Origin of the sequence: Bradyrhizobium sp. 87 (assembly GCF_023073015.1) — a bacterium.
In the GTDB taxonomy this organism is placed as follows: domain Bacteria; phylum Pseudomonadota; class Alphaproteobacteria; order Rhizobiales; family Xanthobacteraceae; genus Bradyrhizobium; species Bradyrhizobium canariense_D.
In genome coordinates, this window is the sequence record NZ_JADPIQ010000149.1 from 81,069 (window position 1) to 107,305 (window position 26,237).

Sequence of the window (26,237 nt, forward strand, 5' to 3'; positions counted from 1 at the left end):
TGTCATACTCAGGGCCCATGCGGAGCGTCGTCAATCTCCGTGTCCCCCGATCACGTCGGCTCAAGGCCAGAGGCCGCGAACAGGTGCCTGTCGATAAATCACCTTTTACTTCGAGAAGACCTCAACGCTTGGCCGCCGTCTCGAAGGCGCCGGAGGCACCTGCTGCTCGATTGCCTTCTGCATGTGTTTGGGGCAACGGTGACTCGAAAGTACCTTCGACGTGAGCAAGCGGAAGGCCAAATGATCCTGCTTTGCTCCCAGTCAGGAAAGAAAGGCCTGACTTCGGCGCGAATACTTCGGCAGCGGACCGAGCTGTCACTAGGTTTGTCAAACGCAATTCTGCAGGAGATACTTCATGAAGTTCTGCCCAGGGCGGTACGCTCATCGAAAGAGAAAGCAGTTCGCCGTCGCCACCCATGTCAAACGTGTATTTTGCGAGCCGGCCGATATCTCGTTCAATGATTGTGATTTCCTGAGCGCTGTAGCTTCCCGCAGCAGCGTCGTGCGCTCGATCACCTATCCATATCTGATGTAGCTTGACATGGGCGGCATCCGGCACGTAGCGCAGTTTACCGGCGAGCAGCAGGAATGCACACATGGATTCGCAATATGCCTGAGGTGCAATGTAGGCCTGACCTCCGGTCGCTTCTAGGCTGACCCCCACCGTCGTCCGCATGGCGAGGTCGCGCCAGCGTCGTCCCAGCGCAATCGTGTCGTTCACAGAACCGCCGCTGGAATTCAGCACGACGGTTGCACCGACTACATCGTGCTCACGTGCAAACGCCTCGAATTCATGGGGCGTGTCAGCGGTGACGATGCCATCGGCAGTGATCCATCCTCGGCAATCTGCTCGGCACTCGACCCAAGTAAATCGCATCGGCAACTTGCGTTGCTCGAAGACAGAAGCGGGAACGTCAGGAATGGCGGACGCGATCGACTGGCGAATCGAAGTCGATGCTTGTTCTGCGCTGGAGTAGTGTGTTGCCGCCGTAAGGCCAAGGAGTAGGCCAATCACCGTCGCCGAACGCACTAGCGGCTTACTTGCCAAAAAATCCCGGAGAATGTCCATGGAACGTTCGTCCCGAGCTGGGAGGTCGGTTAGACTTAGAAGAAGGATCTACTGTGACTCACAAGCCCACCGAGCTTTCGCCGAGAGCGACTGCTTTCGAGGTAACCAGCCGCGGGGCAGAATTTGGTGTGGACTGGAAAGCCTTCGCTCGGGCACCAGCAACACCATTGGACTGAATCGAATTGGTGCGCAGCGGCTCACTGGCTCGCTTTAGTATGTTGCGCAACCACTCTTGCGATGGCTCTCTGATAGTGCGCTCGTGCCACAACACACTGACCTCCACGGTGGGAGTTTTGTATGGCAGTTCGCGTACTGATAAGGCGTGCGTCGAAGCCAGTGACTTAGCAAGTGGTCTGGGTACAATGGCCGTCACATCCGTCTGTTCAAGTAGCTTGGGCAAGGCAAGGAAGTGCGGCAGCAAGATTGTTTTGCGCGGACCGTGCGGCACTGCTGAAAAGGCGTCTTCGAACGCGCCTCGGTCGTACATCTCGGATCGTCGTGTCAGTCCCCGCTCGCATACGAATCCATCAACAAGCCCTTCGTGTTGTCCGTGTAATGAAACAACTGCAACAGAGAGGCCGGAGAGCACATCAGGAGTCAGCTTGCCGAGCTTGCGCGAAGAACTCACCATCAGAACATCGTCGTAGTCAAAAAGCGAGCTCGATCGGAAGCGAGTAGGTAACTCAGAAAAGGTGCCAATGGCGCAGTCTATCTGACCTAGGTCGATCTGCTCGGCGAGATCTATCCTGCTATCCGATCGGATGACCAGATCGATTTGCGGCGCCTCATGCCTGATGAGGTCGAGCAAGTTCGGCACCATAACAGTGGCGACGAAGTCGCTTACGGCAATTGTGAAGCGCCTGTTTGAATTGGCTGGGTCGAATTTTGCGGGACCGATCGCCTTTTCCAGCGACTGCCATGCCTCACGAACCAGCGGCGCCATTTCGAGGGCGCGCGCAGTCGGTTGCATTCCGGTCGGTGTGCGAATGAACAACTCGTCCTCGAGCATTTGCCTTAGTCGAGCGAGAGCATGGCTAACAGCGGACTGGCTAAGGCAAACCCTCTGGCTGGCCCGCAGAACACTCCGTTCTTCCATGACTGCATCGAAGACGCGCAGCAAGTTAAGGTCGAGTTTGTTGATCGTTATAGTCATATGCATACCCCGAAGTTGAACATATTTCTACGTTTCACTTGACTCCGAAGGACAGACCACAATGCAGTCGCATGACAGCCTCGAGAACCCGGAGCCTAACGGCGCGCCTGGGCGGCTCCAGCGTTGTAGGAGAACAAGCTAAGCCGGAGCGACATTGTAGTCGCGGCGCGCAGGTACCTTCCGTGCACAAGAGGCAGACACTGGCGTGTGCGCCCGGACGCTTCTTGGCTGGCCACGAACCTTCATTGTTCTACATCGTTTTTCGCTTAAACTGTCGTGTGCGTGCAGACTGCTCGAAGTGGCCGTTTTTCTGCAAAGGTGCAAAAATGGAGAAGCGAGATCCCCGCGAAGGACTCGACGCGACCTCTATTCGGTGCCCGAGTACAGCGAGGGCGTGCCGTACGATAAAGAGCCCGATGCCAAGCCCATCAATTCCTGGCGTATCAAGGCGAGTGAATGCACCGAAAATCTTCGGCATCTGATCCCTGCGAATCCCGATTCCTGTGTCATAGATGTCGATCCGAAGATTGGAACCGGAGCGCCTACAGCCGACGAGTATGCGCCCCCCGGGTTGGGTATATTTGACTGCATTGCTCACCAGGTTGCCTAGGGCAGCCCCTAGCAGCAGTCCGTCGCTCATGATGCTCTGGTCGGTTGGAACCATGCGGAGGCAAATGCCCTTACGAAGAGCCGCCTCCTCGTTGTCGCGGCAAGCTTGCTTCAAAATTGGGTTGAGGCAGAGAAGGCTTAAGTCTACCCCTTTTGTGTGCTCTCGGATCCGCAAGGCTGTCTGCAGCTGCGCCAATTGTCCTTTCAGACGGTCAATTGCATCTTGGCCCGTTCGAAGGTGCCTTAGTTCCGAACTCGTTCGAATTCCCATCCCGAGAAGCTCGTGAGCGCTTTGAACAACTTGCAACGGCTGGCGCAGATCGTGCCCAGCAATGGCAAGCAGGACTGATTCAAAGTTTGAGCAACGGTGTGGCTGCGGCTGGACCGTCCAAATTTCCTGTTGCGGAGTGGCATCAGGGACTTTCAAGCCGGAGGTGCGTTCCTCTCGTACGATCACGTCTGTCACATCGCGCATGGCTGTTCCCTCTGCTGATAGGAATGGAAAACCTTTGTGCTTTGGACATAATCGCGCCAGTCGACCGCGATGGCGAGTTAAGCGTTCTAAGACGCTGTAAATTTTCGTCCCTCGGTAAGCCCAGCAAGCAAAGGGGCAGCAGGCTGCCGACGCGTCAGATGTCACCTAGCTTGCGCAGTATAATCAATTGAACGATGAGATCATTGCAGGTGGAGAAGTAGAAGCTAACCACCAAAGGATCGGGCAAGCCGCGCTTGTCAAAATTTCCATCGACGTTCGCGGTAACGGACAGGTTGTAATGTCGCTCTACGACATTAGTGACCGCCATGGTGAGTCGCTCGCCTATGACGTCTCTTGCAGCCCACTGCCGTATAGCTGTCGCTCCCGAGTATTCGCGTAACTGATCGTTTACGAGGGCGTCGTCTGCAAATGTCGCCAACAGCCATTCGAGGTCAAAGGTGTTTACTGCCTCAACGAAGGTCGCAACTGGCGGATGCAATGCAACGGTTCCGCTTCTGTAAGACCGAGGGCTCATAATTTTAAGGTTCGTTGCTCTTCGACGCACTGCAAAATCATGCCCGATTCAGTCGGATAGGGCCCGTTGTATGGTGTAAAAAAGTGAAAATTGGCAATGATTAGCTCTGTGGGCGCAGGCAAGGAGGGGCGAGGTACCAGTCTTCGATTCTTACTCCAAGCCTTTCAAAACCACATTCGCGGACACAAGATCGGGCGTGTCGAACCCCTCCGTAAAGCGGCCATAAATGGGAGAAAGCACCTGTTTGGCTCGGAGGCGCTGCCCTTCCTTCGAGAGTAGACGCGCAAGGGTCGTCGCCGAGCGCAACTCGTACGCCAGCGCGCTCTGTTCACGAGCGACGCGGAGCGATTGATCGAGTACCTCTAGGGCAGCAGCCCTGTTTGCTGGGGTGCCGGTGGCCAAAACATTAGCCTTTAGTCGAAGTAGCTCGGCTAGTTCTAGTGCCGCTCCGGATGTGATCGCCTCATCGATCGCTGTATTGGCAACGATTAGCGCCTCGTCATATTCCCCTATGTTTTGTAGACCCTCGGAAAGAGCACCGCAAAATATTGTATAGAGAACATTGTGCTGTTCTGATTGGAGGAGTCGAATTGCTTCTCGAAGCCTTCCAACTCCGGCATGTACATCCCCGCTCGCGATCTCGAACTCCGCCTTTAGACCGATGCCAACCGCGCGAAACGGGTCCAGTGCAAACCGTGCGGCGTATTCGATCAGTCTCTCGGCCAACTCGCGTGCGCGCTCCAATGCCCCGGCTCTGAAGAAAGCCTGGGCGGTGTAGAGAGACATGCAGACGGACACAGGTCGATTTCGGACAGCTGCTTCGTCGATGGCTTCCTGTGCCGTCCTGAGGGCTCTTCTCGGATATCCCCGCAGCCACAATGCGCCTGCCAATCCGACGAGGGCCCGAATGCGATGGTCGTACCGGAAAAATCTCGGATTGAAAACGGAGAGTTCGACGGCCCTGATCATGCCAGCCTGACAATGTCGTTCTGCTTCCGCCTGGTCCCCGACGCAATGGTGAGCGATGCCCAGCATCCACTCTGCCGTGACCATCCCGGCGCTCTCGTTAGCAAGTTCTGCGACGGCCTTTGCGCGCCCTGCCACCGCTAAGGCACTGCGAAAATCGCCGGTTCTGTAGAGAAATGCGTTCAATCCGGACAAGAAGTGAAGTTGACGGTTGGCATCCTTGAATTTCTCGGCGAGCGCGAGCCCACGATCGAGAGCGGCGCGAACCTCGTCGCTGTTGCCCTTCGTGAACATCGAAGAGTACGACAGCGCCTCTTGGAGGACCATCTCGGCCCTGCTGCCTCGATCCTCTTCGGGTAGGAGGGCGAGGGCCCTCGCACAACACTCGCCGCATTCGCTGAGCAAGGATAAGCCGATCAGCAAAGGTACTGCGGAGACCGCCAGTTTCACTCCGACGGCGGGCTCTCCTCGGTCTGACAGAGCCCAGCCAAGGGCCGCTCGAATGTTGCCGACGAGCGGCTTATAGGCAGAAAGATCATGCTCTCCTTCCGACTGCAATATTGCGTCATGCTCGAGAAGTCGGCAGAAGCTCATGGCGTGCTTCCTGCAAACAATATCCGTCTCGCCGCGCTCCTCAAGCTTTGTTGAAGCGTAAGAGCGTGTAATATCCAGTAATCGGTAGTATGTCGCGCCCCCAGTGGACATCGCCGACAGCAATGACTTCGCGAGTAGCCCCGCGAGGTCATTGACTATGCTTTCATCTTTCCTGTCGCCATCAGCAGCCACTTCACAGGCCGCCTCGGCAGTGAATGCCCCGACAAAAACGGACAGCCTGCAGAGGATCAGCTTTTCGCGTGCCGAGAGCAATCTGTAGCTCCAATCGAGCATCGACGTAAGGGTTTGGTGCCTCGGCAGAGCGGTCCGACGTCCTTTCCAAGCTAACCCAAAACGATTGTCCAGAAGTCCTCCTGTTCCCCGAATTCCATGTGTTCCGACGCGACTGGCGGCGAGCTCGATCGCAAGCGCGATGCCATCCAGCCTGCGACATATGCTCGCCACGACTGCCGCGTCGGCGTCAGCCAGTTTCGCTCTATGCCCGGCTGCTGCCGCTCGGTCCATAAACAGCTGCGTGGCCGGATAACGAAGCGCTTCTTCCGCGGTTAAATCGGGCTTCTCCGGCGGACAGTCGAGCGAGCTCAAAATGTGCACATGCTCGCCTTCGGCTCTTAAAGCCTCACGGCTGGTTACAAGGATATGGACTTGTGGTGCCGCGCCTATGACTCGCTGCGCCAGCTCTGCTGCGGCCCTTACTACCGACTCGCAATTGTCGAGGACGAGAAGAGCCCGCTTGTCTTTCAGCCACCCCAGGAGCGATGGAAATGGATCGTGAGAATGCAATGTACAGCCGAGCGAAGATGCGACCGCCCCCGGGACTAACCTCGGATCTGTAACTGAGCTGAAATCGACGAAGAAGACCGCCCCACTAAACCCTTGCACCGACGCTTGTGCGACAGTAAGTGCGACCGTCGTTTTGCCCACGCCACCGGGCCCCACGATGCTTATGAAGCGCCACATTGTCAGTTGCGCCAGCAAAGTGCGAACCGTTTCATCACGCCCCACCGGCTGCACCACGCGTGCTGGCAGCGCATTGCTGTGCACTGCCGCGGGGACCACGTCGGCCTGAGAAGGCGCCCTCTCCGTGTAGAAGCGCTCGACCGGTGCGACAAAGGTGTATCCCCTGCCGGTCACGTTGGAGATGTAGCGGCTGTTAGTGCCAGTGTCTCCGAGCGCTCTGCGAAGCGCGGCAATATGTACGCGCAGATTGGCTTCTTCCACAGTGACGCCAGGCCAAACCTGCGCCATCAAATCTCGATGGCTGACTACCTGACCAGCCCTCGCAACCAATGCGATTAGGAGATCAATCGCTCGGCTGCCGATAGCAATTGGCGTGTCGCCGTGCTTCAGCTCTCTTTTGGCCATAAATAATCTGAAGGGGCCAAAGACGAGGATATCATCGTCAGATCGGTTACCCGCATGGGGCATGGGCAGGTATCCTGGCCGGTCAAAGAATCTGGCGGCGGATTATTATGTCGGCCCGTCAATGTTCCCTGCTGCAGTGCGGCCAAATGAGGTCCGTGCAGGCGTGCCTTCAACCGGCGGCGGGGAGGCTCGCCAGTCGGACAGTTTACGTCGTACCTCTCCAAGCGTCAGCAGGGATTACGCGCTGTGCATGATCGACAAGATGCGAGTGCACAACCGTCACTCGCATCGTGAGCTGGCCTAGTATAGCAATGCCGCCTCTAAAGTCATTCTTAGGAGGCCGCTGTGACGAAGTATAGACTTTAATCTTCCCCAGCACCATCGGCTACGCGTGCCCACTGATGACGGTCAGATCGCCTGGCCGACGCAGTGCAACCCGGTATTCTGGAAATCAGCAGATGACCCGGCGTGGTTGAGTAAGGTCCAGATCAGCGGCCCGATTAAAAGCAAATGGCCGGAGTTGCTCTACTCGGATCCAAGGTCTGCGCATCGAGGCACGGAGTAGCGACCCTTAGTTCAAGCCTTTTAGTCTCTGCAATCATCCAGGGCGGCGTCATGCTGCGACAATTTGCAGTCTTTTACACCAGCTGACAGGCGAAGCCGGATCCGATCGAGGTATGCTTAGCATCACTGCGTCTGAGCTCGTGTCGTTTGATATGTTCGCGGGCTGGCTAGTCGGGGCTAACGGGAAATCGAGCCTACTCAACGGGCGAACTTGCATCATGGAGACGCACCATAGGCCAAGAGGAGAGGGTGAATGTCCTGTGCAGATCAACGGGCCGCCATCGTTACCGGTGCCGGCCGCGGCATCGGCGCCGCGATCGCTGAAAGACTTGCTAGTGATGGTTTCGGTGTTGTGATCAACTATTTGGGCAGCGCCAACGAGGCCGACGCGCTTGCTGAAAAAATCGAGAGCGCCGGAGGTCGTGCAATCACGGCTAAGGCCGACGTCACTCAGCCGGGCGCAGTAGAAAGAATGTTCGAGATGGCCGATGTTGCCTTCGGCGGTGTCGACGTACTGGTCAACAATGCTGGTATCATGCGTCTGTCGACACTAGCAGAGACGGATGATAATATCTTTGAAAGTCTTGTCGCAGCGAATTTCAAGGGAACCTTCAATACTCTTCGCGAGGCGGCCCGGAGGATGAGGCATGGCGGCCGGATCATCAGTGTTTCCTCCAGCCAAGTTGGTCTTTATCATCCAACGTATGCCGTTTACGCCGCTACCAAAGCTGCCGTGGAGACGATGACGCGTGTGCTTGCCAAAGAGCTTCGCGGCCGTGACATCAGAGTCAATGCCGTTGCTCCGGGGCCAACCGCGACCAAGCTATTTCTCAACGGAAAACCTCCGAGCCTAATCGATCAATTGGCCAAACTCGCGCCCTTGGAGCGACTCGGGCAACCGGCAGAGATAGCAGCCGTCGTCGCCTTTCTCGTCGGGCCTGATGGAAGTTGGATCAACGGGCAGGTCATACGTGCGAACGGCGGGATCCTTTGAGTGAAACCCGAGGGAAACGCCAATGGCGATGACGTCGCCAGATGGCGTTCGCTAAAGCGTTTGCCGAGCCGTCAATGCCAGGCGCGGCTCGTCCTTCAGCTTTCGATTGATCTGCAATGAAGAACAGGAGGAAAAACAAAAGCTCCCAAAATATCATCGTTGAAGGTTGAATGTTACCGCCTATTGGCTTCTGCTAAAGTCGGGCTACGCCAAGTCAGCAGATTGGTTAGGCTGCTGGCATTCATCAGGCGGGGACCGTTTAACCCGAGCGGATGCATCAGGACGCCCGGCCGGCTATACTCGCTGATCACACGTGGGCGCAGTGATGAGCCGTGAGATCGCCTCTCTAGAACTAGCGGACGAATGTGAAGCAATTCGCTTCGGACCGTATTGTCTCATTCCCTCAAAGCGGATTCTCCTTGCGGGACAAGCGCCCGTTGAGCTTGGAAGTCGTGCTTTCGACATTCTTACTTTGCTGTTGCGCCACCGAGGTGAGGTGGTCAGCCGGCGGCAGATACTTGAGCACGTGTGGCCTGGCCTTATCATCGATGAGGCAAATCTTCGTGTCCAAATGAGCGATCTTCGTCGCGCATTAGGTTCGGGAGAAGGCGCGCCCTACGTAATGAATGTGCAAGGGCGAGGATATGTGTTCGTCGCGCCCGTGGAATTCGTAAGTCAATCGGAGGCGTCAGGAGCAACTAAGATCGCCCCACCGAAGGGGAGTCTGCCGAGCCGGCCCCATCACGTTGTAGGTCGCAATGACGCGCTCGTCGCTCTCTTTTCCCAGACGTTGGCCTGCCGGTTTGTAACCATTGTCGGGCCAGGCGGCATTGGGAAAACAACTCTGGCTGTTGAGCTAGGCTATCTGCTGGCAAACGAGTTCAAGAACGAGATCTGCTATGTAGATCTAGGTTCTCTAACGGCAGCCGATCTCGTCTTGCCAACTATTGCTGTTTCCTTGGGCTACACAGTACATTCCGGTGACCTACTATCTGGGCTCGCCGCTTTCTTGGCAGAGCGGCGCATGCTGGTCATCATTGATTGCTGCGAACACGTCATTGACGTTGTGGCTGACGTTGCCGCGACGCTCTTTCAACATGTGAGGCAGCTGCATCTGATTGCGACAAGTCGGGAATCTTTGCGTGCAGACGGAGAAACGGTCTATTTCATCGAGCCGCTCAGCCTCCCCACCGAAAGCGAGCACCTGACCGCTGTGGAGGCGCTCTCTGCTGGTGCCGTCGAGCTCTTTATGAAGCGCGCGGCGACCAGCGGCTACGTGGGCGAATTGGACGATCATCACGCCAGCGCCGTGGCCGAAATCTGTCGGCGTCTCGACGGCAATCCTCTTGCCCTTGAACTCGCAGGGAGCCGATTAGTCACGTATGGCTTTAAGGGCCTCTTGGAAGGACTTCGTGGACGGGGTGTTTTGAGCTGGCCCGGCCGCCGGCATGAAACCAGGCACCGCACTCTCGAAGCAACCCTTGACTGGAGCTTTCGACTGCTCTCGGACGTGGAACGCCGCGTTCTGACCCGACTATCCGTCTTGATCGGACCGTTTACGATTCAAGCCGCCCAAGCACTGGCCAGCGACAGCGTGGACGACCATTGGGTGGTCGCACGCGCAGTTGAGGAACTCACCGACAAGTCTTTGATCAGGGTGCTGCAGTTCGACGATACAAACATGTATCGGATCCCGGATGTCACGCGATTCTATGCCGAAATGAAATTGGCACAAAGTGGTGAACGTCAGGAAGTGATCAGGCGGCACGCTCGTTTCTGCGTTGATTGCCTGGCCGGACCGAATGCCGGAACGCGCCACGTCGGAGGAAAGAAAGGCCTGAAGTTCGGGCTGCATGTCGGCAACGTCCGGTCTGCGCTAGAATGGTGTTTCTCCAATATCGGGAATATTGAACTTGGCATCGATCTGGCCGCCTACGCTTCTCGCATGCTGTTGGACCTATCGATGTTAAAGGAGTGTCTCAGATGGTGCGAAATAGCGGTAGGGCATCTCAGTGACAACGAGGGAGCCTCGATGAGAGCATTGAGGCTGCAGGAATCCCTGGCGCTCTGCTGTATGTATTCTATGGCAAACGACGAGCGTGTAGGTGACGCGATCAGTCGGGCATTGAAAATGGCCGTGGAGCTGCATGATCGGGAATCCGAGCTACACTTGCTCGCTGGCTACAATCTTTTTCTGACCCGGCGCACGGACTACCGCGGAGCGCTACGGGCGGCGGAGCGATTTGCCCAGTTAGCCGACACATCCCAAGATCCTGTCGAGCTCTCCGCGTCGGACTGGATGCTAGGTTCGACTCATAACCTCATAGGTCATCAGCAGCTCGGAAAACAGCTACTTGAGCGAGGACTTGCTCGGGCAGAGCGACTTGAGATCGGCAAGGTCTACTATTTCGGTTTCGATAATAAAGCGAGGGGGGCGATCGGGCGCGTCTGGACGTCCTGGCTCTGTGGTATGCCAGATAAGGCGCGCGAGTTTGCGATGCAAACGCTCGATGCATCTGTCGCACAAGGGCATCCTGTTTCGCTCTGTATCACTTATCTCTACACGACCGTCGCTGTGCTGTGGTTGCGGGAGTTGGAATGGGCCGAGGGGCTGATCGAAACGGTGATCGAAGTCGCAAACAAACATCAGTTGAAGCCTTATAGAACGGGCGGCGTGGCGCTTAAAGGCGAGCTTTTGTTGGCGAGAGGCCGGACCGAAGCGGGCGTTTCCGTGATCAGGTCTGTGCTCGAGTCGCTTCGAGCTGAGCAACTGAATATTATGCTTGTGCCGACGCTACGAGCGTATGCCGAAGGTCTTGCTCGCATGGGTCACCTAGATGAGGCGGAGAAGGCCATTTGCGATCTTGTCTATAGAGCGGAAGCTGTCTCTCCCACGTACTTGCTGCCTGAACTACTGCGTACACAAGGCGACATCTTGGCCAACCGACCCGGCGCTAACGAGGAGGTTGAGGCGGTTTATCGCAAGGCGATCGCTCAAGCCCAAACGGACGGCGCGCTTGGCTGGCAATTGCGCGCCGCAAATTCACTTGCGCGCCACTGGCGGAAAACCGATCGCCTGGAGGAGGCGACCGAACTGCTAGTGCACACGTTATCCTTGTTCACGGAAGGCTTCGAAACGAGGGATCTCGTGGAGGCAAGGGAACTAATTCAATCATTCAACACGATTCGGAGTGGGATTCGTTCACTCTAGCTCCACATCATCGGCGATAGGATCGCAGTGCGGGTAAGTATCCCCGCATCGAACATTGCTACATAACAGACTTGGCCTTGCTCGCCGGGAGACACTAAATTCGACCGCGCTGTGGCGATAGGTGTTCCGCTGTTTTCATTCGGGTGTTGGCGCCTTGATGCTGCGCTGGCCGCTGAAGTTGCGAGGCGGTGAGCTTCTAATGAGTGCTCGACATGCCGTAGCCTAAGCAGACGCGGATGATAGCAGCCGGATGCTTTGCCGGCGAGCTCCATTCTATCGAAGTGATCGCCGTTGCCTCTCTCTTGTCTTAGCACCAGCCGGGTGGTGCAGAGCGAGCACGAGCCGCCCTGCGGCAAGCTCCCGCAAGATTGCCCAGCACCTAACTGCAAGGTGGATTGAGCCTCGAGAGTCGGTGCGAGCCCGGAGAGTGGCTATTCGGCAAGTGTCTCGAGCCACACTTGACGAACACCGACACAACGCCTGTTTGCCGGTTTCCTCAAACAATCGAAGTCAACCCAGCAGCAGAGTCCAACAGGGTATGTGACATATACCTGAAGCACCTTCATCTGTAAGCTGACGTAGTTTCACTTCCCGACGGCGCCAAATTGCACTATCCGCCGCAAAACCGACGGTCACGCCGCAATGGGAAAGTGTTCAGGCGAACCCTGGTAGTCAGACAAAGCGTCTCCAAGTGAAGCGATGCACCATGATTGACTACCGCCAAGGCTCACGGCCGCACAAGAGTTGCATTTGGCGTCGCTTTCAAAGGACCTGTGCACGATGCGAATTCGTCGCGATTTACAGCGCTGGATTCTTGATGTTGATCGCTTCGATCGTGATCGCATTGCCGTCTGCGATTGAGCTTGCCAGGTTGATTGGCCGGACTCTGGGGGAATGAAGCTGTGGACGTGCTCTGGGCCGGAGTCGTCCCTGCGGACCTCTACTATGGACTTCTGTTCAGCAACTGCGCTCGGTTCGATGCCGCGACGCTGATGCAGATTGGTCAGAGATGCGCAGCCCCTTTTGCGACGTCCAGAGAGACCATGGTGTCACTCGCGCACAAAGACCATTCTCTAAAACGTCGCGCCGGACTGCATCGCGCCTAGAGATGGACGTAACACGCCGCATGCCGCGAGATACGCGTCTTCGTCGCTGGCTACGTCCATGAATGTCGTTCATGTGCGACTGCTGACGATTTCACTTCCGCACGCGATTTTGTTGTGAGCTAATCGCGAACCGATGGAGACTGAACCCGGCAGAACTGAGGTATCTGAGGTCTGAACGTGCGCATCGGCGCGGCAAAGTTAAGTTCGTTCCCTATGAAGCGGGGAGCATCATCGTTCGCCGACCACTCCCATCGTGCGCCTGCTCTGCGAGCATCAAACGGATAAGGCCTACCTTACTCGTGAAGGAGGGTTCGTCGCGGCCGAGCGGGAATTGGAAGCAAATGTGCAGGCATGCCAACAGCAGATCAGGAGCGACAATGGCCACATTCACCACTAGAGATGGGACGCAGATCTACTACAACGATTGGGGCGCCGGCCAACCCATTGTGTTCAGCCATGGTTGGCCGCTGAGCGCCGATGCCTTCGAAGATCAGATGTTCTTCCTCGCGTCGCGCGGCTATCGCTGTATCGCCCATGACCGCCGCGGACACGGGAGGTCCAGCCAGCCCTGGCAGGGCAATGATCTCGATACCTATGCCGACGATCTTGCCGAGCTTGTTAGGCATTTGAAGCTCACTAGTGTGGTGCACGTCGGTCATTCGACAGGTGGCGGCGAAGTTGCGCGTTATATTGGTCGCCATGGCAATGAGCGCGTCGCTAAGGCGGTGCTGATAAGCGCCGTTCCGCCAGTTATGGTGAAAAGTGAGAAGAATCCGGGAGGAACACCGATTGATGTGTTCGATAAGCTGCGCATCGGGGTGCTGGCAGATCGATCACAGCTCTGGAGAGATCTCAGCCTCCCGTTCTATGGCTACAACAACCCAGGCACCAAGGTCTCGGAGGGTGTGAGAGAGTCGTTCTGGTTACAGGGAATGATGGCTAGTCTGCCGGCTTCATATTTTTGCATAAAAGCCTTCTCCGAGACCGACCTCACCGAGGATTTGAAGAAGATCGAGGTCCCAACACTCCTACTGCACGGAGACGCCGATCAGATCGTACCGATTGCGGATTCGGCTCTTCTTTCAGCGAAGATCGTCAAGAATGTTAGCTTGAAAGTCCACGAAGGCGCGCCACACGGCATGTGCACTACTCACAAGGAACAGGTCAACGCCGACTTGCTGGCATTTATCGAATCGTAAGCCCAGCGGTGAAGTTGGCGCCGTCGGTATTTCTCAGGAGATATTCTAATGCGGACCCTGCATCAACATGCCATGTCACGACGTAGCTTCTGTCTCTGCTGCATGAGCGCGGCCACGTTTGCGACCACAGGCGGATGGTTGACTCCCTCGCAAGCCTTTGCTGAAGCACGTAACATTGTGGATATGATCCGTGACGACGCAGCCAAATCATCGATCAAGGTACACAGGCTGCGCCACAATGTCAGCATCTTGGAAGGGTCGGGCGGCAACATCGCTGTCTTCACGGGACCAGATGGAAAGGTTTTCGTCGATGGCGGCATCACTGCATCACGCCTGGGTATCCTGGCGGCCGCGAACGGCCTCAGCAGCGATCCAATTAGGTATCTGATCAATACTCACTGGCATTTCGACCACTCGGACGGCAATGCTTGGCTGAACGCGGAAGGAGCAGCCATTATTGCTCATGAGAACACTCAAAAGCATCTCTTGGTCGCGGAGCGGGTCGCCGATTGGAATTTCAACTTTACTCCGTCCCCGCTCGCTGCCATCCCGACAGAAGTATTTACGTCTGAAAAGTCTCTGACCCTGAACGGCTCCATACTTAAGCTGAAACATTATGGTCCCGCGCATACGGACAGCGACATATCCGTAACGATCACCGAAGCCGACATTCTCCATTGTGGAGATACGTACTGGAACGGTATCTATCCGTTCATCGACTACTCGACCGGCGGGAATATTGACGGGCTGATCAAGGCTGCCGAAGAAAACCTCGCATCGGCAAGCGGCAAAACCATTGTAATTCCCGGCCATGGTCAGCCGGTCAGCAACAGAACTGAGCTACAGGCGTTTCGCGATATGCTCATCGCTATCCGCGAGAACGTTGCAAAGCTCAAGCAGCAGGGACGCTCTCTCGAGGAGACCACGGCAGCCAGGCCAACTGCTGCATTCGATGCCGATTGGGGTCGGTTCGTCATTACCCCCGCCTTCTTCACCCGACTGGTTTACGAGGGCGTCTGACGCTCCGCTTAACATGACGCGATGTGAGACATAGCTTCGAAAGGAACTGAAATGTCGACTTCGGGCAATTCACTGCATATCGATATCCCCGTGAAGCTGGCGCAGGTGAAAGCGGTGTTCAATATTGGGGCGCTGGTGTTCGAAGGGGACCTGCCGGCGTCGATTTTCCACATGCAACTTATCGAAAACGACGCGTCAGATTGGAAGGCGAAAGCAGACATCGTCGCGATCTTTCACACCAACGCCGGCCATGCGACATTGCACGATGCCGCTTACAACGCTGACAGGAACATAGCCACTGGAAATCCATACAAGCAGCTCATCGCTGATTTGCAGAAACGCGGCGTGGGCATAGAACTGTGCGGCGCGACCGCGAAGGTCCACCACTGGGGAAATGCTGATCTTCTTGCTGGTATCCGAGTTAATACGGATGCAATGGCGAGGACAATCCAGCTCGTCCAAGAGGGCTTTGTCAAGATCAGCGAGTGAGGAGGCGGTGCGCTCGCAACGTCGACGGGCGGGATGGATTGACCAAGCGGCCGACACCTATGTGACACAAGGTGTCGGACCTATCGGTGGCACTTCATTTGAAGGAGGTGTGGATCCCGTGCAACAGCCGTCGGGCTTGCCTGGTCGTCGTTGCCGGCTGGAAGCGAACGACCCGCCGCCCGCTCAGTATCTCCTTGCGCTTCGGCTGATCAGCACGCAAAGCCACCGCGAGCCTCGAACACCATCAATGCCCTAATCCCCAAGATGACTCGAGCCACCTCAGAAAGGCGATGGTTGTTCTAAAGTTGTGCGCTTGGCTCGGCGAAGGCTGTAGTGGCGGACTCCTGAACAAAGCTTAAGAGTATCGCAGCAGAGCCAAATGCAATGGTGGTTAGCACCAGGCATGCAATGACAAACGTTCGCATTTCAGCGGCTCCTGGGTTCCTTGGTACAACCTGCTACAATGGAGATCTCGCTATTCTCTTCTATCGGACGAAAGCCTCTGTTTCGATCTCGATGAAGGTTCGGCCAAGCGTGCCGACGGATTTATAGAAGGGCGCGGATGTTACATTCTCAAGGTCAACAAAGAAGCGGTTCAGCCATGAGCCAAGATGCTTGTTGAAAAACGTTCGATCCGCGCCAGCAGGCGCGGAAATGTCACCATCTATCAAAGCCGCCATGATCTCGCAAAGAATTCCGACATGATCCTCAGGTTCGATCCGCTCCGGTCCCTTCTCGATGCCAAGAATCCCAAGCGTTTCGCGAAGCCGTGCCAACGGGCGCCCATACAAGGTGTTGGCTAGGTAATGCGATGCATAAGGCAGCAGAGCGCCATCGGTAACTCCGGCAAATAGAGACGAGTATTCGTCGGCAGTGCTTATCTCGGTTGATCTCACAGCAGATTCCGCCAACGCCGTATGTGCTTGACCAAGCGGGGTGGTACCGCCGGGTAGACAAACAAGATCAGCTAAAAGCTGCGCGCACGGACTTTGGGTCAGCAAAGTTGCCAACAAGGCATACTCTCGGGCGCGAGCTATGTCGACCTCATCGACAGTGCGCTTCGGTGAGACGTCATGTACCATGCTCTTCAACTCCCCGACAGTGTGCGCCGCTTGGCCCAAACAATGTGTCTCAGGTAGGCAGCGCGCCGCCATGACGTGGCCGCTTCGCGGCACTATCCCCTGTCTGTTCCTGAGGTGCTTCTTTGACGCCGACGACCGATGAGGTATCTGGGGTGCTCTCCAGAGAGAGTCTTAGAGCGTTTGTGCTTGCGCAGGAAGGATCGTCAACAGCTCCCGAGCCTTCAGAGGGAGCTTGCGACGGAGCTCCCCCAGACGCTATGTATGCAAGGACATCAACGCTGCTCTCCAGCGGCGCCATGGCTCCAAAGCCGGGAATTCCGTTCGGCTCGTTAAAATCCCATTGATTTTCGGCGATCCCGATGAAATCCCGAATTGCGGGATCGCTCGTCCACGCCCGGCGCAGAGCTACTTGCGTCAGTTCCGGCGGTACTCCCGCTCGCAAAAATGCGGTGATGTCGGTGTCCGCAACTATCGAGTCAATGGGCGGTAGGCTCGTCGTGTCGAAAGGCATTTCCGCGCGGTTCGGCACAACAGCCCGATCCGTTTCAGGCAACTCATCAGCGCCCTCTTCTGACGATCTGGCAGTCTGTTTCAACCGTGCCCAGCGCAGCAACGAACTTTCCCGCTCACTCACCGGCATCTCCGTGGGTCCAATTGCGACTGATTGTGCTCTGTTGACGCGCGCCCGTTTGACGAAAGGACGCTCGACATAATGCTCAGCGACGAACCGGCGGAGAATCTCAGCGACTTCCAATGGCATCGAAACGGGCTCGACAAGATTGCTGCCAGCATCCGTAAACGCCTCGCCTTCAGCCGGATCGACTGTAGCTGCCCGTAGTTCGTACGGCGGTTCGGAGGCGCTCGGGCGCATATTCACCCACACGCTCGGCCTGCCTGAAAGTAGATTGTCGCGATAATTGTTCGCTTCGGTGCGGTGCAATTCGATGATCGCCTCGCCTGCATAGAACAACGACTGGTCCTCGCAACCGCCGAGCCAGGTCCAGGCATTAGCCGCGGGCCTTCCTCCGAACACTAACACGGGGCGCCACAAGGTATCGGCCCAAGCGCTCCTTGCTTTGCGTCGCTCGACCACAACGCCAATCGGGATGTGTGCCAACGCGGTTGATATCATTTCTCACCCCCGCTCCGGTCCCCATCAATCAGGGACTGCTGAGTTGGATTGCGGAAGTAATCATCCGTCGTACGAACGGTAGGCGGGCCCGCACCGAACGGCTCGATGATCTCTTCAGCCAGGAATGCTACACGACAATCTCCGCACATTCTGATCACGTCAAGCCTACGGGACGAGCCTGCGTACATCCAATGCTTGCCATCCAGCTTGGCGATTATACGGTCGATACTGCTTTTGACTCCGAACGCTTTGCTGCAGCGAATGCAGCAATACGGCTCTTCTTCTTTAAGGATCTGGGAAGGCGTCCTGGCGGTCTCGAAATTGATGCGCGGTACCAGTTTGATGACGTGCTCCGGGCAAGTGGCTTGGCACAAGCCGCATTGTACGCAGGCATCCTCGACAAACCGCAATACAGGCCTTTCAGGATCGTCGCGCAAAGCACTCGTGGGGCAGGCGGAGACACAGGAGAGGCACAGGGTGCAACCTGCCGTATCGATTTCGACAGCGCCCACCGGGGACCCGGGAGGGAGCGGGACGATCCCGACCGGAGTGGGAGCCGAACGGTGTAACTCGCCAAGCGAAAAGCGGAGCACGTCCCGCTTCTTCCCGACTGCCCGAAAGCTCGCCGGCTGCGCCGACGGCGCGAGAGGCGGAATTGCGCGAAGAGTTTGTAGCAGGAGATCGGGATCATCCGCTTCAATGGTCGCGATCCGTTCCGGGCCGAAGCCAAGTCCAGCGAGGATTGAATCTGCAAGTATCATTGTTTGCGCCAATCCGGAGACGTCATGACGCGGTTTTGCCCGGAGCAGAAGCCGCAACGTCGATGCACCGTAGGCAAAGGCCGCCGCGATCGTCTCGAGACCGATTTGCGTTGTCTCGTTCACTGCGAACGGCAGCACGTTGGCCGGCAACCCATCACCGTAGCGCGATAGTGCCTCGATGAGCGGTGCTCCATGGGCCGCATCGTGCACGAGCAAGATGGCGCGCTCACCACCGGCTGCTCGGTAGGCCATCATCATCGCGCGCATTCGAGACATTAGCGCTTCCTCTGACGGAAGCGCATAGGATACCGCGCCGGTGGGACAGGCAGCGGCGCATTGGCCACAGCCAGCACAAATGTTTGCGTCGATCTCTACGTGATCTCCGGAAGGCGTGATTGCCCCCGCCGGACAGAGGTCGAGACATCGGGTGCAGCCAGTGCGCTGCGAACGGGAATGAGCGCATAGCTTGGGTTCGAAATTGACGTAGCGAGGCTTCTGGAAGGTTCCGGTAAGGTCGCGCGCCTTCATCACGGCTTGCAGAATCGATGCTGGGCTACCGGGATCATGGTGCAAGTAGCCATCGCGGAGACCAGACTCCCCAAACAACGGTCGCCCGCCTGTCAGATCAAGAATAATGTCGCAGGCTGAACGGGCGCCATTCCGAGATGGTCCGAATGTCAGAGTCCCGCGCGACCAGGGCGCCGCCTCCGCGAAATCGTCGACCGTTAGTTCGAACGCGCCGAAATGTCCGGTAGCACTCGTCACCTGGCCCTTTGCTATCGGAAAGACCGCACTGTACGGCGTAGTGATGGCGGCTGGTGACGAGATCAGTACCGTGACATCTAGGTGATTTTTCAGCAGATTGCCGGCCTCGATCGCCTTCTCGTCGCAACCATAGATGAGAATGACGCCGCGACTTTCCAGTTCAACCCAAGTCGCTGCCGGCGCTGGCTCTGCCGCCGCAGCCAGCAATGCGGCCATCTTAGGGCCGGCCCGATTGGCTTCGCTGGACCACCCGGCAGTTTCCCGGATGTCCGCGAATTGTATGGGAGTCTTCCGACCGACGTCCGCAGCGACGTCGGAGAATAGCGCTGCTTTCAGTGTGCAGCCGACCGTCAGCGGGCCGTCTTCGGAAGCGATTTGTCTGAAACGATCGATATCGGCGCCGCACAGCTGATTGGCCGCTGTCATGGGCTGAGGGCAGCCGCGGCGGATAACATCAACATCAAGCGGCATCGTGTGTTCACACGAACAAATCAGAACTTGCCTGGTGGGATCAAGTCGATTGCCTCCAGCGAGAGCCGCATCGCGAGTCGGTAATGGTAGTTTGACGGGCGTGTGATCCATCGCATCACTCGGCTGGTGTCGCGGCAGAATGCTGCTCTTCCTTGAGGCGTTCGGCTAACCAGCGATCATGATGCTCGCGCGCCCAGTTGAGATCGACCTTCCCGGTACCCATGGCTTCAAATGCGCCCTCCATCCCTACCGTGCCGATATAGATGTGGGCCAGAATGAGAGCCACAAACAACATTGCGATGGCTGCGTGGACCACGTGGGCGATTTGCATATCGGCAATGGTGGTGCCGTAAAAAGGAAACAAGAGTACAACTCCGGACGCCGAAATAAGGAGGCCAGCGGCAACCGACAACCAGTAGACCATCTTTTCACCGGGATTGAATCGTCCGGCCGGTGCATGCTTGGACCTAATGAATCCACCACCCTGCCTGATCCATTCGACGTCGACCCGCTGCGGCAGATTGTGCCGAAAAAAGATCACCGCGATTAGGACCACGCCCGTCATGAAAGCGAAACTGACAAAGTTATGGAGGTATTTCGCAATTTGGGAGATCAGGGAAAACGTCTCAGGACCGACTATTGGCAGCAGTACGGTCTTGCCGAAGGTGATGTTCAAGCCGGTCAGAGCAAGGACCACGAAGGAGGCCGCCGTCAACCAGTGCGAGAAACGCTCGAATGCGATGAAACGTATGATTTTCTGGCCTGAGCGCCCTGCTGAAATCCGAAGTGGTCCGATTACCAGGTAAGCTACGATCAACAGTGCCAGCGTTCCGAGGAGCATGATGGCGCCGCCCCAATGCAAAAGGACTTCATGGAAATAGTCCCAGGTTCGTCCTGCTGGCTGAATGAGGACGCTCGCCTTGACGTCCGGAATGTCGATGCGGCCCTCGACACGGGGCGCCTGCTCGAGCAGCGTGCGCTGGTTCACGACGCTGGCGTCGGGGTTTGGAGCACCGTCTGGACCGAACCTTTGTGCGAAGCTGGGCGCTCCACCGACGCCAAGCACCAATAGCGCCAAGATCAATAAGCTATTGCGGACGTGAACAAACATGATGCAAACCTGTGCCGATCGTCCTATTGAGACTTACGTAACGGCGGCCAATTGCGCTGGCTGCTCAGGGTTTGGCGTCCTCGTGATAGGCGGTCTCCCAGCCCCATGCTCCTGACCCGTATCCGCGGGTGCGGACCCGTTCTCCATACAATTGTGCGATGATGTCTCCATCTCCAGCCAGTAGAGATTTTGTCGAGCACATCTCGGCGCACAGTGGCAATTTGCCTTCGGCAAAACGGTTCGACCCGTACTTTGCGTATTCCGCGGCGCTGCCGGGCTCCTCAGCTCCCCCGCCACCGGCACAATAAGTGCATTTGTCCATCTTTCCGCGCGTTCCAAAATTTCCGACTTGCGGGTACTGCGGCGCGCCAAACGGACAGGCATAAAAGCAATAGCCACAGCCGATGCACAGATCCTTGTTGTGGAGAACGATGCCATCTTCAGTCGGGTAGATGCATTGGACTGGGCAAACCGCCGCGCAGGGCGGGTCGGTGCAATGCATGCACGCCATCGAGACGGACCGCTCGCCGGGCTTGCCATCATTGATGGTGACAACGCGGCGACGATTGATGCCCCAGGGCACTTCATTCTCGTTCTTGCAAGCTGTAACGCAGGCATTGCAGTCGATGCATCGTTCCGCGTCACACAGAAATTTCATTCGTGACATCGCGCGTTCCTTTCAAGCAGCCTTGATCTGACAGAGCGTAGCCTTCGGCTCCTGCATACCGGTAGCGGGGTCATAGCCATAGGTCGTCAGCGTGTTCACGCTCTCCCCCAGCACGATTGGGTCGCTACCGCTCGGATACTTTGCTCTTAGATCGGCGCCTTCGAACCAGCCTGCGAAATGATACGGCATCCAAGCAACGCCCTTGCCGACCCGTTCGGTCACGAGCGCTTTCATTTTGGCCCGCGAGCCGCTTTCCGGGCCGGTTACCCACACCCAGCCGCCGTCTTTGATGCCGCGTTCGGCCGCATCTGCGGTGTTTATTTCAACGAACATGTGCTGCTTCAATTCGGCAAGCCATTTGTTGGAGCGGGTTTCCTCGCCGCCTCCTTCGTATTCGACCAGCCGGCCCGAACTAAGAATTAGCGGAAACTGCAGTGGGATGCCGCGATCGACGACTGCTCTCTGTACGGAGAAGCCAATATTTGGCACGCGAAACTGCTTGGCGTCGGGCAATGTCGGATAGTCGGCGACGAGGTCCGGCCGAGGAGTGTAGATCGGTTCGCGGTGCACAGGAATTGGATCGGGAAGGTTCCAGGCAATCATGCGAGCCTTGGCGTTGCCGTAGGGCGAGCACCCGTGTTCGATAGCCACCCGCTGAATGCCACCAGAGAGGTCCGTCGACCATGACACCGCATCCGGTCTGGTGGGATTGACGCGCAGTATCGTTTGCAGTTCCTGCGGCGTTAGATCCTTGTCCCAGCCAAGCTTCTTCAACACGCCCAGCGTGAACTCCGGATAGCCATCCTTGATCTCCGAACCAGTGGAGTAGGAGCCCTCGGCAAGAAGGTTGTCGTGGTCCTCGCGCTCGACCTCTTGCCCATTCTCCAGCACCTTGCGCTTGACGATCCGCTCCACTCCGAATCTGGCTCGAAAGGTGCCACCACCCTCTTTGACGGGAAGATTGGTGTTGTAGAGGATGGGCGTTCCCGGATGTTTGAAGTCCGGAGTTCCCCAACACGGCCACGGGAGACCGTAATAGTCGCCTCCGACCTCAGGATCATCCTTCGGTGCTCGCATCGTGACCAAATCGAACTTGGCCTGATTCTTCATATGAGCTTTGAGCCGCTCCGGAGATTGACCGCAATAGCCGGTCGACCAACCGCCCCGGTTGATCTCGCGAAGGATATCCTCAGCCGACACAGATCCGTTATCGACCTTGATGTTCTTGAACATCAAGTCAGCAAAGCCAAACTTGACGGCTAACATATACATGATGTCGTAATCGTTCTTTGACTCAAAAACCGGATCAACGATCTTCTCACCCCATTGCAATGAGCGATTTGAGGCGGTCCGTGAGCCCTCCATCTCGAAGCTGGTGCACGTCGGCAGGAGATAGATGCCGTTCTTGCGCTTGGATAGCACTGACCAGGCGGTCGGATACGGATCGCATACCACCAAAAGGTCCAGCTTCTCGATCCCGCGTATCGCCTCCGGCATCCGGGTGATCGTGTTGACGCCATGGCCCATGATGAACATGGCCTGGACCGGGTTCGGTTGATCGACCTGATCTTTGGGCAACAAGGTGGCGTCGAACCAGCGCGTGCTTGGAATTCCAGGCGTTTCCATCAACGTCTTGCTCGGAAAACGAGATGACATCCATTCATAGTCGACATCCCACACACGGCACCAATGCTGCCAAGCCTCATCAGAGAGCCCGTAATAGAGCGGGAGCGATGTGACATCGAGGCCGAGATCGGTCGCGCCCTGCACGTTGGTATGGCCACGGAAGATGTTCGCACCGGCGCCCGGCTGACCGACATTCCCGGTGGCGAGCAGCAGAAGACAGCTTGCGCGCACGTTAGCAGTGCCGGTTGTGAACTGTGTCTGCCCCATTGCCCAGATCAAGGTTGCAGGCTTCTGCTTGGCAAACAGCTCGGCGATATGCTTGACTTGCGCCTCGGGAAGGCCGGTGACACGTTCAACCTCTTTCGGCGGCCACTTCTTCGCTTCCTGACGGATTTCGTCGACGCCGTGTACACGCTGAGCAAGAAATTCTGAGTCCTCCCAACCGTTCTGGAAGATGTGCCACAGCATGCCGTAGATTGTGGGGATGTGGGTGCCGGGCCGGACCCTTACATATTCGGTCGCATGAGCGGCTGTCCGCGTCATGCGGGGGTCTACTACGATCATGTTGGCGCGGTTGAGCTCCTTGCCCTCCAATATATGTTGCAGAGAGACGGGATGAGCCTCGGCGGGATTGCCGCCCATGACCAAAATCGTCTTTGAGTTGCGGATGTCGTTGTAACTGTTTGTCATCGCGCCATAGCCCCAGGTATTGGCTACGCCCGTGACGGTGGTAGAGTGACAGATGCGCGCCTGATGGTCCGAATTGTTCGTTCCCCAGAACGCCGCCAGCTTGCGGTTGAGATAAGCGGCTTCGTTGGTGAATTTGGCCGACCCAAGCCAGTAGACCGAATCGGGTCCCGACCGCTCTCGGATGTCGAGTAACTTGTCCCCAATTTCGCTGATTGCCGTTTGCCAGGAGATGCGGGTCCACTGACCATCCACGAGCTTGACAGGATAGCGCAAGCGGCGCTGGCTCAAGACATCATCGCGGACTGCGGCTCCCTTGCAGCAATGAGAGCCGCGGTTGATCGGGCTATCGTAATCAGGCTCTTGTCCGATCCAGACCCCGTTCGAGACCTTTGCGATCACCGAGCATCCAACGGAGCAGTGCGTGCAGATATTCTTGCGGGTCGTAACAGGCGCGCCCGGTGCCGGAGGCGTGCCTGCCTGTGCCTTGCGGATATTCGTTAGCGGTAGCGTGCCAAGCGTGGCCAATGCTCCGACGGCTACACCTGCGCCTCTTAGAAAAGCCCGACGCTCCAACTCTGAGCGGGACAGTGACGTCTCACCGTGTTCAAGCTGTTTGCCAGAACGTCCTTCTGCTGCTTTCATCAACACAAGAGCGGCCCCTCATCGAGCAGGATAGCTGTTAACACGATAGAAGTTGCGAACCTCTGGGGAATTCGCTCGATAGCGAGCCCTGCGTTTGTCTTTGAGATCCAGGGACCTTGCTGATGCGGGTGCCGGCACCTGCGATCCGATCATTACTGAGCTAACTCCGACGATGCCTAAGCGAAGCAGATCGCGTCTGAGTAAGGTCTTCCCAGTTTTCTCATTCATTACTGTCGCTCCGTGCTCGCTGGGAGATGATAGCTGACGTGCCAGTCGACCTCACCCGGGATAAGCTGCTTTCGGCGGTGTTCTTTCGTAAATGCACGGAAACCTCGACTCTGAACGGTTTGCTAGAAGCCATTGTGCTCGTCGCAACCCGGCACTCTGCTCGAGCGACAGCGCAGTGATCGACCTTAAACCGGCGACATGCGATCCGGGGTACGTCCAGAAGACACTATTCAGGTACTACTAGAGCCTTCGTCTTCCGCAGCCCATCCATCACCTCTTTCGGCAGGTTAAGATGCGCATCAACGAGCTCTGGAGGGGTCGATGCCATCCAAGTGTCCAAAGAAACATCAACGAAGTAGCGGCTCTTGAATGTTTCAAGAAAGCGAAATGGACCGGATCCTGTATTCTCGAGATAGTGACCCATTGCGGCCGGAACGTAACCGACGTCGCCCGCCATAAGATCGAAGGTGCGGGCCTGCCCCTGGCCGGCGAATACGCCCATGCGCGCCTGACCTTCGATGACGTAGAGCCATTCGTCGCCATTAGGATGCCAGTGGAGCTCCCGCATTGCACCTGGATTCACTTCTATGAGTGCCGCGGCGGTCGTAGTGTTGATCGGAAAAAGGCGAGAATCGTTGACGCGTACCGTGCCACCCTTCGTTCGGGTGGGCTCCTGCGCCATCAGTCGCCATGTATAGCTTGTCTCTACCGGGTTTGCGCCGCGGATGCTCTCGGAGCTTAGTGGGCCCGGCAAAGGTGCCGGAAAAATATAGCGGTCACTTTCCTCAGGGGTGTGACCGAACACCGAAGCTGACACTCCGAAATTCTTACCAAGTACTTCGTTCGGTATATGCTTGAACCAGTCATTGATCATGAACGTGTTGTCTTCATCGAAATCGCCGTCATCGAATACCAAAAGAAACTCGCAGCCGTCCGGTCCGAGTCCTTGGATCGAGTGCGGCGTCCCGGAAGGGAAAAACCAAAGATCACCAACACCGACGTCATCGACAAAATAGCGGCCGTCGGGATCGACTGCGGTGATCCGGGCAGTTCCATTGAGCATGTAGGCCCACTCGGAAGCTTTATGCCAATGCAGCTCGCGCACCCCGCCGGCATTCAAGCGCATGTTAACACCTGCAAGTGCGGTTGCGATGCCCAGCTCACGCCGCGTCACTTGGCGTGTCCAGCCACCGGTCTCCAGGCGCATATGAGCATCGGAGAATGAGAAGCGCAGGTTGGGCAGGGAGCCGTGATCCGTCGAAGGTGGCACAAGGATGTCAGGGTTCTGCTGATCCCGCGCCAGATTGCGCGGCCCAGGATCCGATCCGCCTCGACCCGGTCGTTGTGGCTGCGGGATCGCCCCGCCAGACTGCGCCTGTGCGAGCGCAGTTGTTGTTAGCAGGCTGCCGGCAGCGGTCGCGGCAAGCATTTGACGACGCGAGAGTGGGTCCATGAGCGGTGTTTCCAGTGGTGCGACATGAGCAACATCATCGTCGTGGACTTGGGTCCAGCATCGATGATCACGCTATCCGTGCAACCGTTCGCAAAGCGCGGAAATAGCGATCGTCAAGATGGTGTGTGGTTTCGAACTCGAGCGGAAGTGAAACCATTTCAGTCGCGAGATGCGCTTGCTGCATCCGCGCGCAGCCTCATACCAAAGGGTAATCGGCGGCCGATACGTCACACAGTGGA

The 26,237-nt window shown here is 57.0% G+C and carries 17 protein-coding genes; 5 read left to right on the forward strand and 12 right to left on the reverse strand.

What is annotated here, in order from left to right; translation table 11 throughout:
* Positions 1-121 precede the first annotated feature (121 nt).
* The 5 genes from IVB50_RS41615 to IVB50_RS41635 all read right to left on the reverse strand — a co-directional run bounded on the left by IVB50_RS41615 (position 122) and on the right by IVB50_RS41635 (position 6,850).
* Complete coding sequence (locus IVB50_RS41615; RefSeq protein ID WP_247300607.1) at positions 122-877, reverse strand: hypothetical protein; 756 nt, start codon at positions 875-877, stop codon at positions 122-124.
* Positions 878-1,127: 250 nt separating this feature from the next.
* Complete coding sequence (locus tag IVB50_RS41620; RefSeq protein WP_247300481.1) at positions 1,128-2,222, reverse strand: LysR family transcriptional regulator; 1,095 nt, start codon at positions 2,220-2,222, stop codon at positions 1,128-1,130.
* A gap of 250 nt (positions 2,223-2,472) precedes the next feature.
* Complete coding sequence (locus IVB50_RS41625) at positions 2,473-3,306, reverse strand: HAMP domain-containing sensor histidine kinase (RefSeq protein ID WP_247300483.1); 834 nt, start codon at positions 3,304-3,306, stop codon at positions 2,473-2,475.
* Positions 3,307-3,460: 154 nt separating this feature from the next.
* The gene (locus IVB50_RS41630) at positions 3,461-3,805 is read right to left on the reverse strand and encodes a nuclear transport factor 2 family protein (protein WP_247300486.1); all 345 of its coding nucleotides are present in this window, start codon (positions 3,803-3,805) and stop codon (positions 3,461-3,463) included.
* A 186-nt stretch (positions 3,806-3,991) separates the two neighbouring features.
* Positions 3,992-6,850, reverse strand: coding sequence for a winged helix-turn-helix domain-containing protein (locus IVB50_RS41635; RefSeq protein ID WP_247300487.1), 2,859 nt, complete (start codon positions 6,848-6,850; stop codon positions 3,992-3,994).
* Positions 6,851-7,604: 754 nt separating this feature from the next.
* Between IVB50_RS41635 and IVB50_RS41640 the strand changes: the two genes are divergently transcribed.
* From IVB50_RS41640 to IVB50_RS41660, 5 genes are all read left to right on the forward strand, one after another.
* On the forward strand, positions 7,605-8,345 hold the full coding sequence (locus tag IVB50_RS41640; protein ID WP_247300494.1) for an SDR family oxidoreductase: 741 nt from the start codon (positions 7,605-7,607) through the stop codon (positions 8,343-8,345).
* A 325-nt stretch (positions 8,346-8,670) separates the two neighbouring features.
* Positions 8,671-11,556, forward strand: a complete 2,886-nt coding sequence (locus tag IVB50_RS41645) for a winged helix-turn-helix domain-containing protein (protein WP_247300496.1) — start codon at positions 8,671-8,673, stop codon at positions 11,554-11,556.
* A gap of 1,483 nt (positions 11,557-13,039) precedes the next feature.
* Positions 13,040-13,861: an alpha/beta hydrolase gene (locus IVB50_RS41650; protein ID WP_247300498.1), complete on the forward strand. Its 822-nt coding sequence runs from the start codon at positions 13,040-13,042 to the stop codon at positions 13,859-13,861.
* Between the two features lie 48 nt (positions 13,862-13,909).
* Complete coding sequence (locus IVB50_RS41655) at positions 13,910-14,881, forward strand: MBL fold metallo-hydrolase (protein WP_247300500.1); 972 nt, start codon at positions 13,910-13,912, stop codon at positions 14,879-14,881.
* 51 nt (positions 14,882-14,932) lie between these two features.
* A complete protein-coding gene (locus IVB50_RS41660; protein ID WP_247300501.1) occupies positions 14,933-15,370 on the forward strand; it encodes a DsrE family protein in 438 nt (145 codons plus the stop codon).
* A 485-nt stretch (positions 15,371-15,855) separates the two neighbouring features.
* Here the strand turns inward: IVB50_RS41660 and IVB50_RS41665 are convergent, their stop codons facing one another.
* The 7 genes from IVB50_RS41665 to IVB50_RS41700 form a co-directional block, all read right to left on the reverse strand.
* Positions 15,856-16,452, reverse strand: a complete 597-nt coding sequence (locus tag IVB50_RS41665; protein WP_247300504.1) for a molecular chaperone TorD family protein — start codon at positions 16,450-16,452, stop codon at positions 15,856-15,858.
* A gap of 49 nt (positions 16,453-16,501) precedes the next feature.
* The gene (locus tag IVB50_RS42880; protein ID WP_346771321.1) at positions 16,502-17,584 is read right to left on the reverse strand and encodes a DUF3305 domain-containing protein; all 1,083 of its coding nucleotides are present in this window, start codon (positions 17,582-17,584) and stop codon (positions 16,502-16,504) included.
* Positions 17,581-19,581, reverse strand: a complete 2,001-nt coding sequence (locus IVB50_RS41680; protein ID WP_247300506.1) for a 4Fe-4S binding protein — start codon at positions 19,579-19,581, stop codon at positions 17,581-17,583. Before IVB50_RS41680 ends, IVB50_RS42880 begins: the two co-directional genes overlap by 4 nt.
* Before the next feature lie 115 nt (positions 19,582-19,696).
* Positions 19,697-20,692 (reverse strand): formate dehydrogenase subunit gamma, encoded by a 996-nt coding sequence (locus IVB50_RS41685; protein WP_247300509.1) that lies wholly within the window; start codon positions 20,690-20,692, stop codon positions 19,697-19,699.
* A gap of 64 nt (positions 20,693-20,756) precedes the next feature.
* Positions 20,757-21,359, reverse strand: coding sequence for a formate dehydrogenase FDH3 subunit beta (gene fdh3B / locus IVB50_RS41690; RefSeq protein ID WP_247300511.1), 603 nt, complete (start codon positions 21,357-21,359; stop codon positions 20,757-20,759).
* A 12-nt stretch (positions 21,360-21,371) separates the two neighbouring features.
* Positions 21,372-24,317: a formate dehydrogenase subunit alpha gene (locus IVB50_RS41695; protein ID WP_247300609.1), complete on the reverse strand. Its 2,946-nt coding sequence runs from the start codon at positions 24,315-24,317 to the stop codon at positions 21,372-21,374.
* A 454-nt stretch (positions 24,318-24,771) separates the two neighbouring features.
* Complete coding sequence (locus IVB50_RS41700) at positions 24,772-25,998, reverse strand: cupin domain-containing protein (protein ID WP_247300513.1); 1,227 nt, start codon at positions 25,996-25,998, stop codon at positions 24,772-24,774.
* Positions 25,999-26,237: the final 239 nt, after the last annotated feature.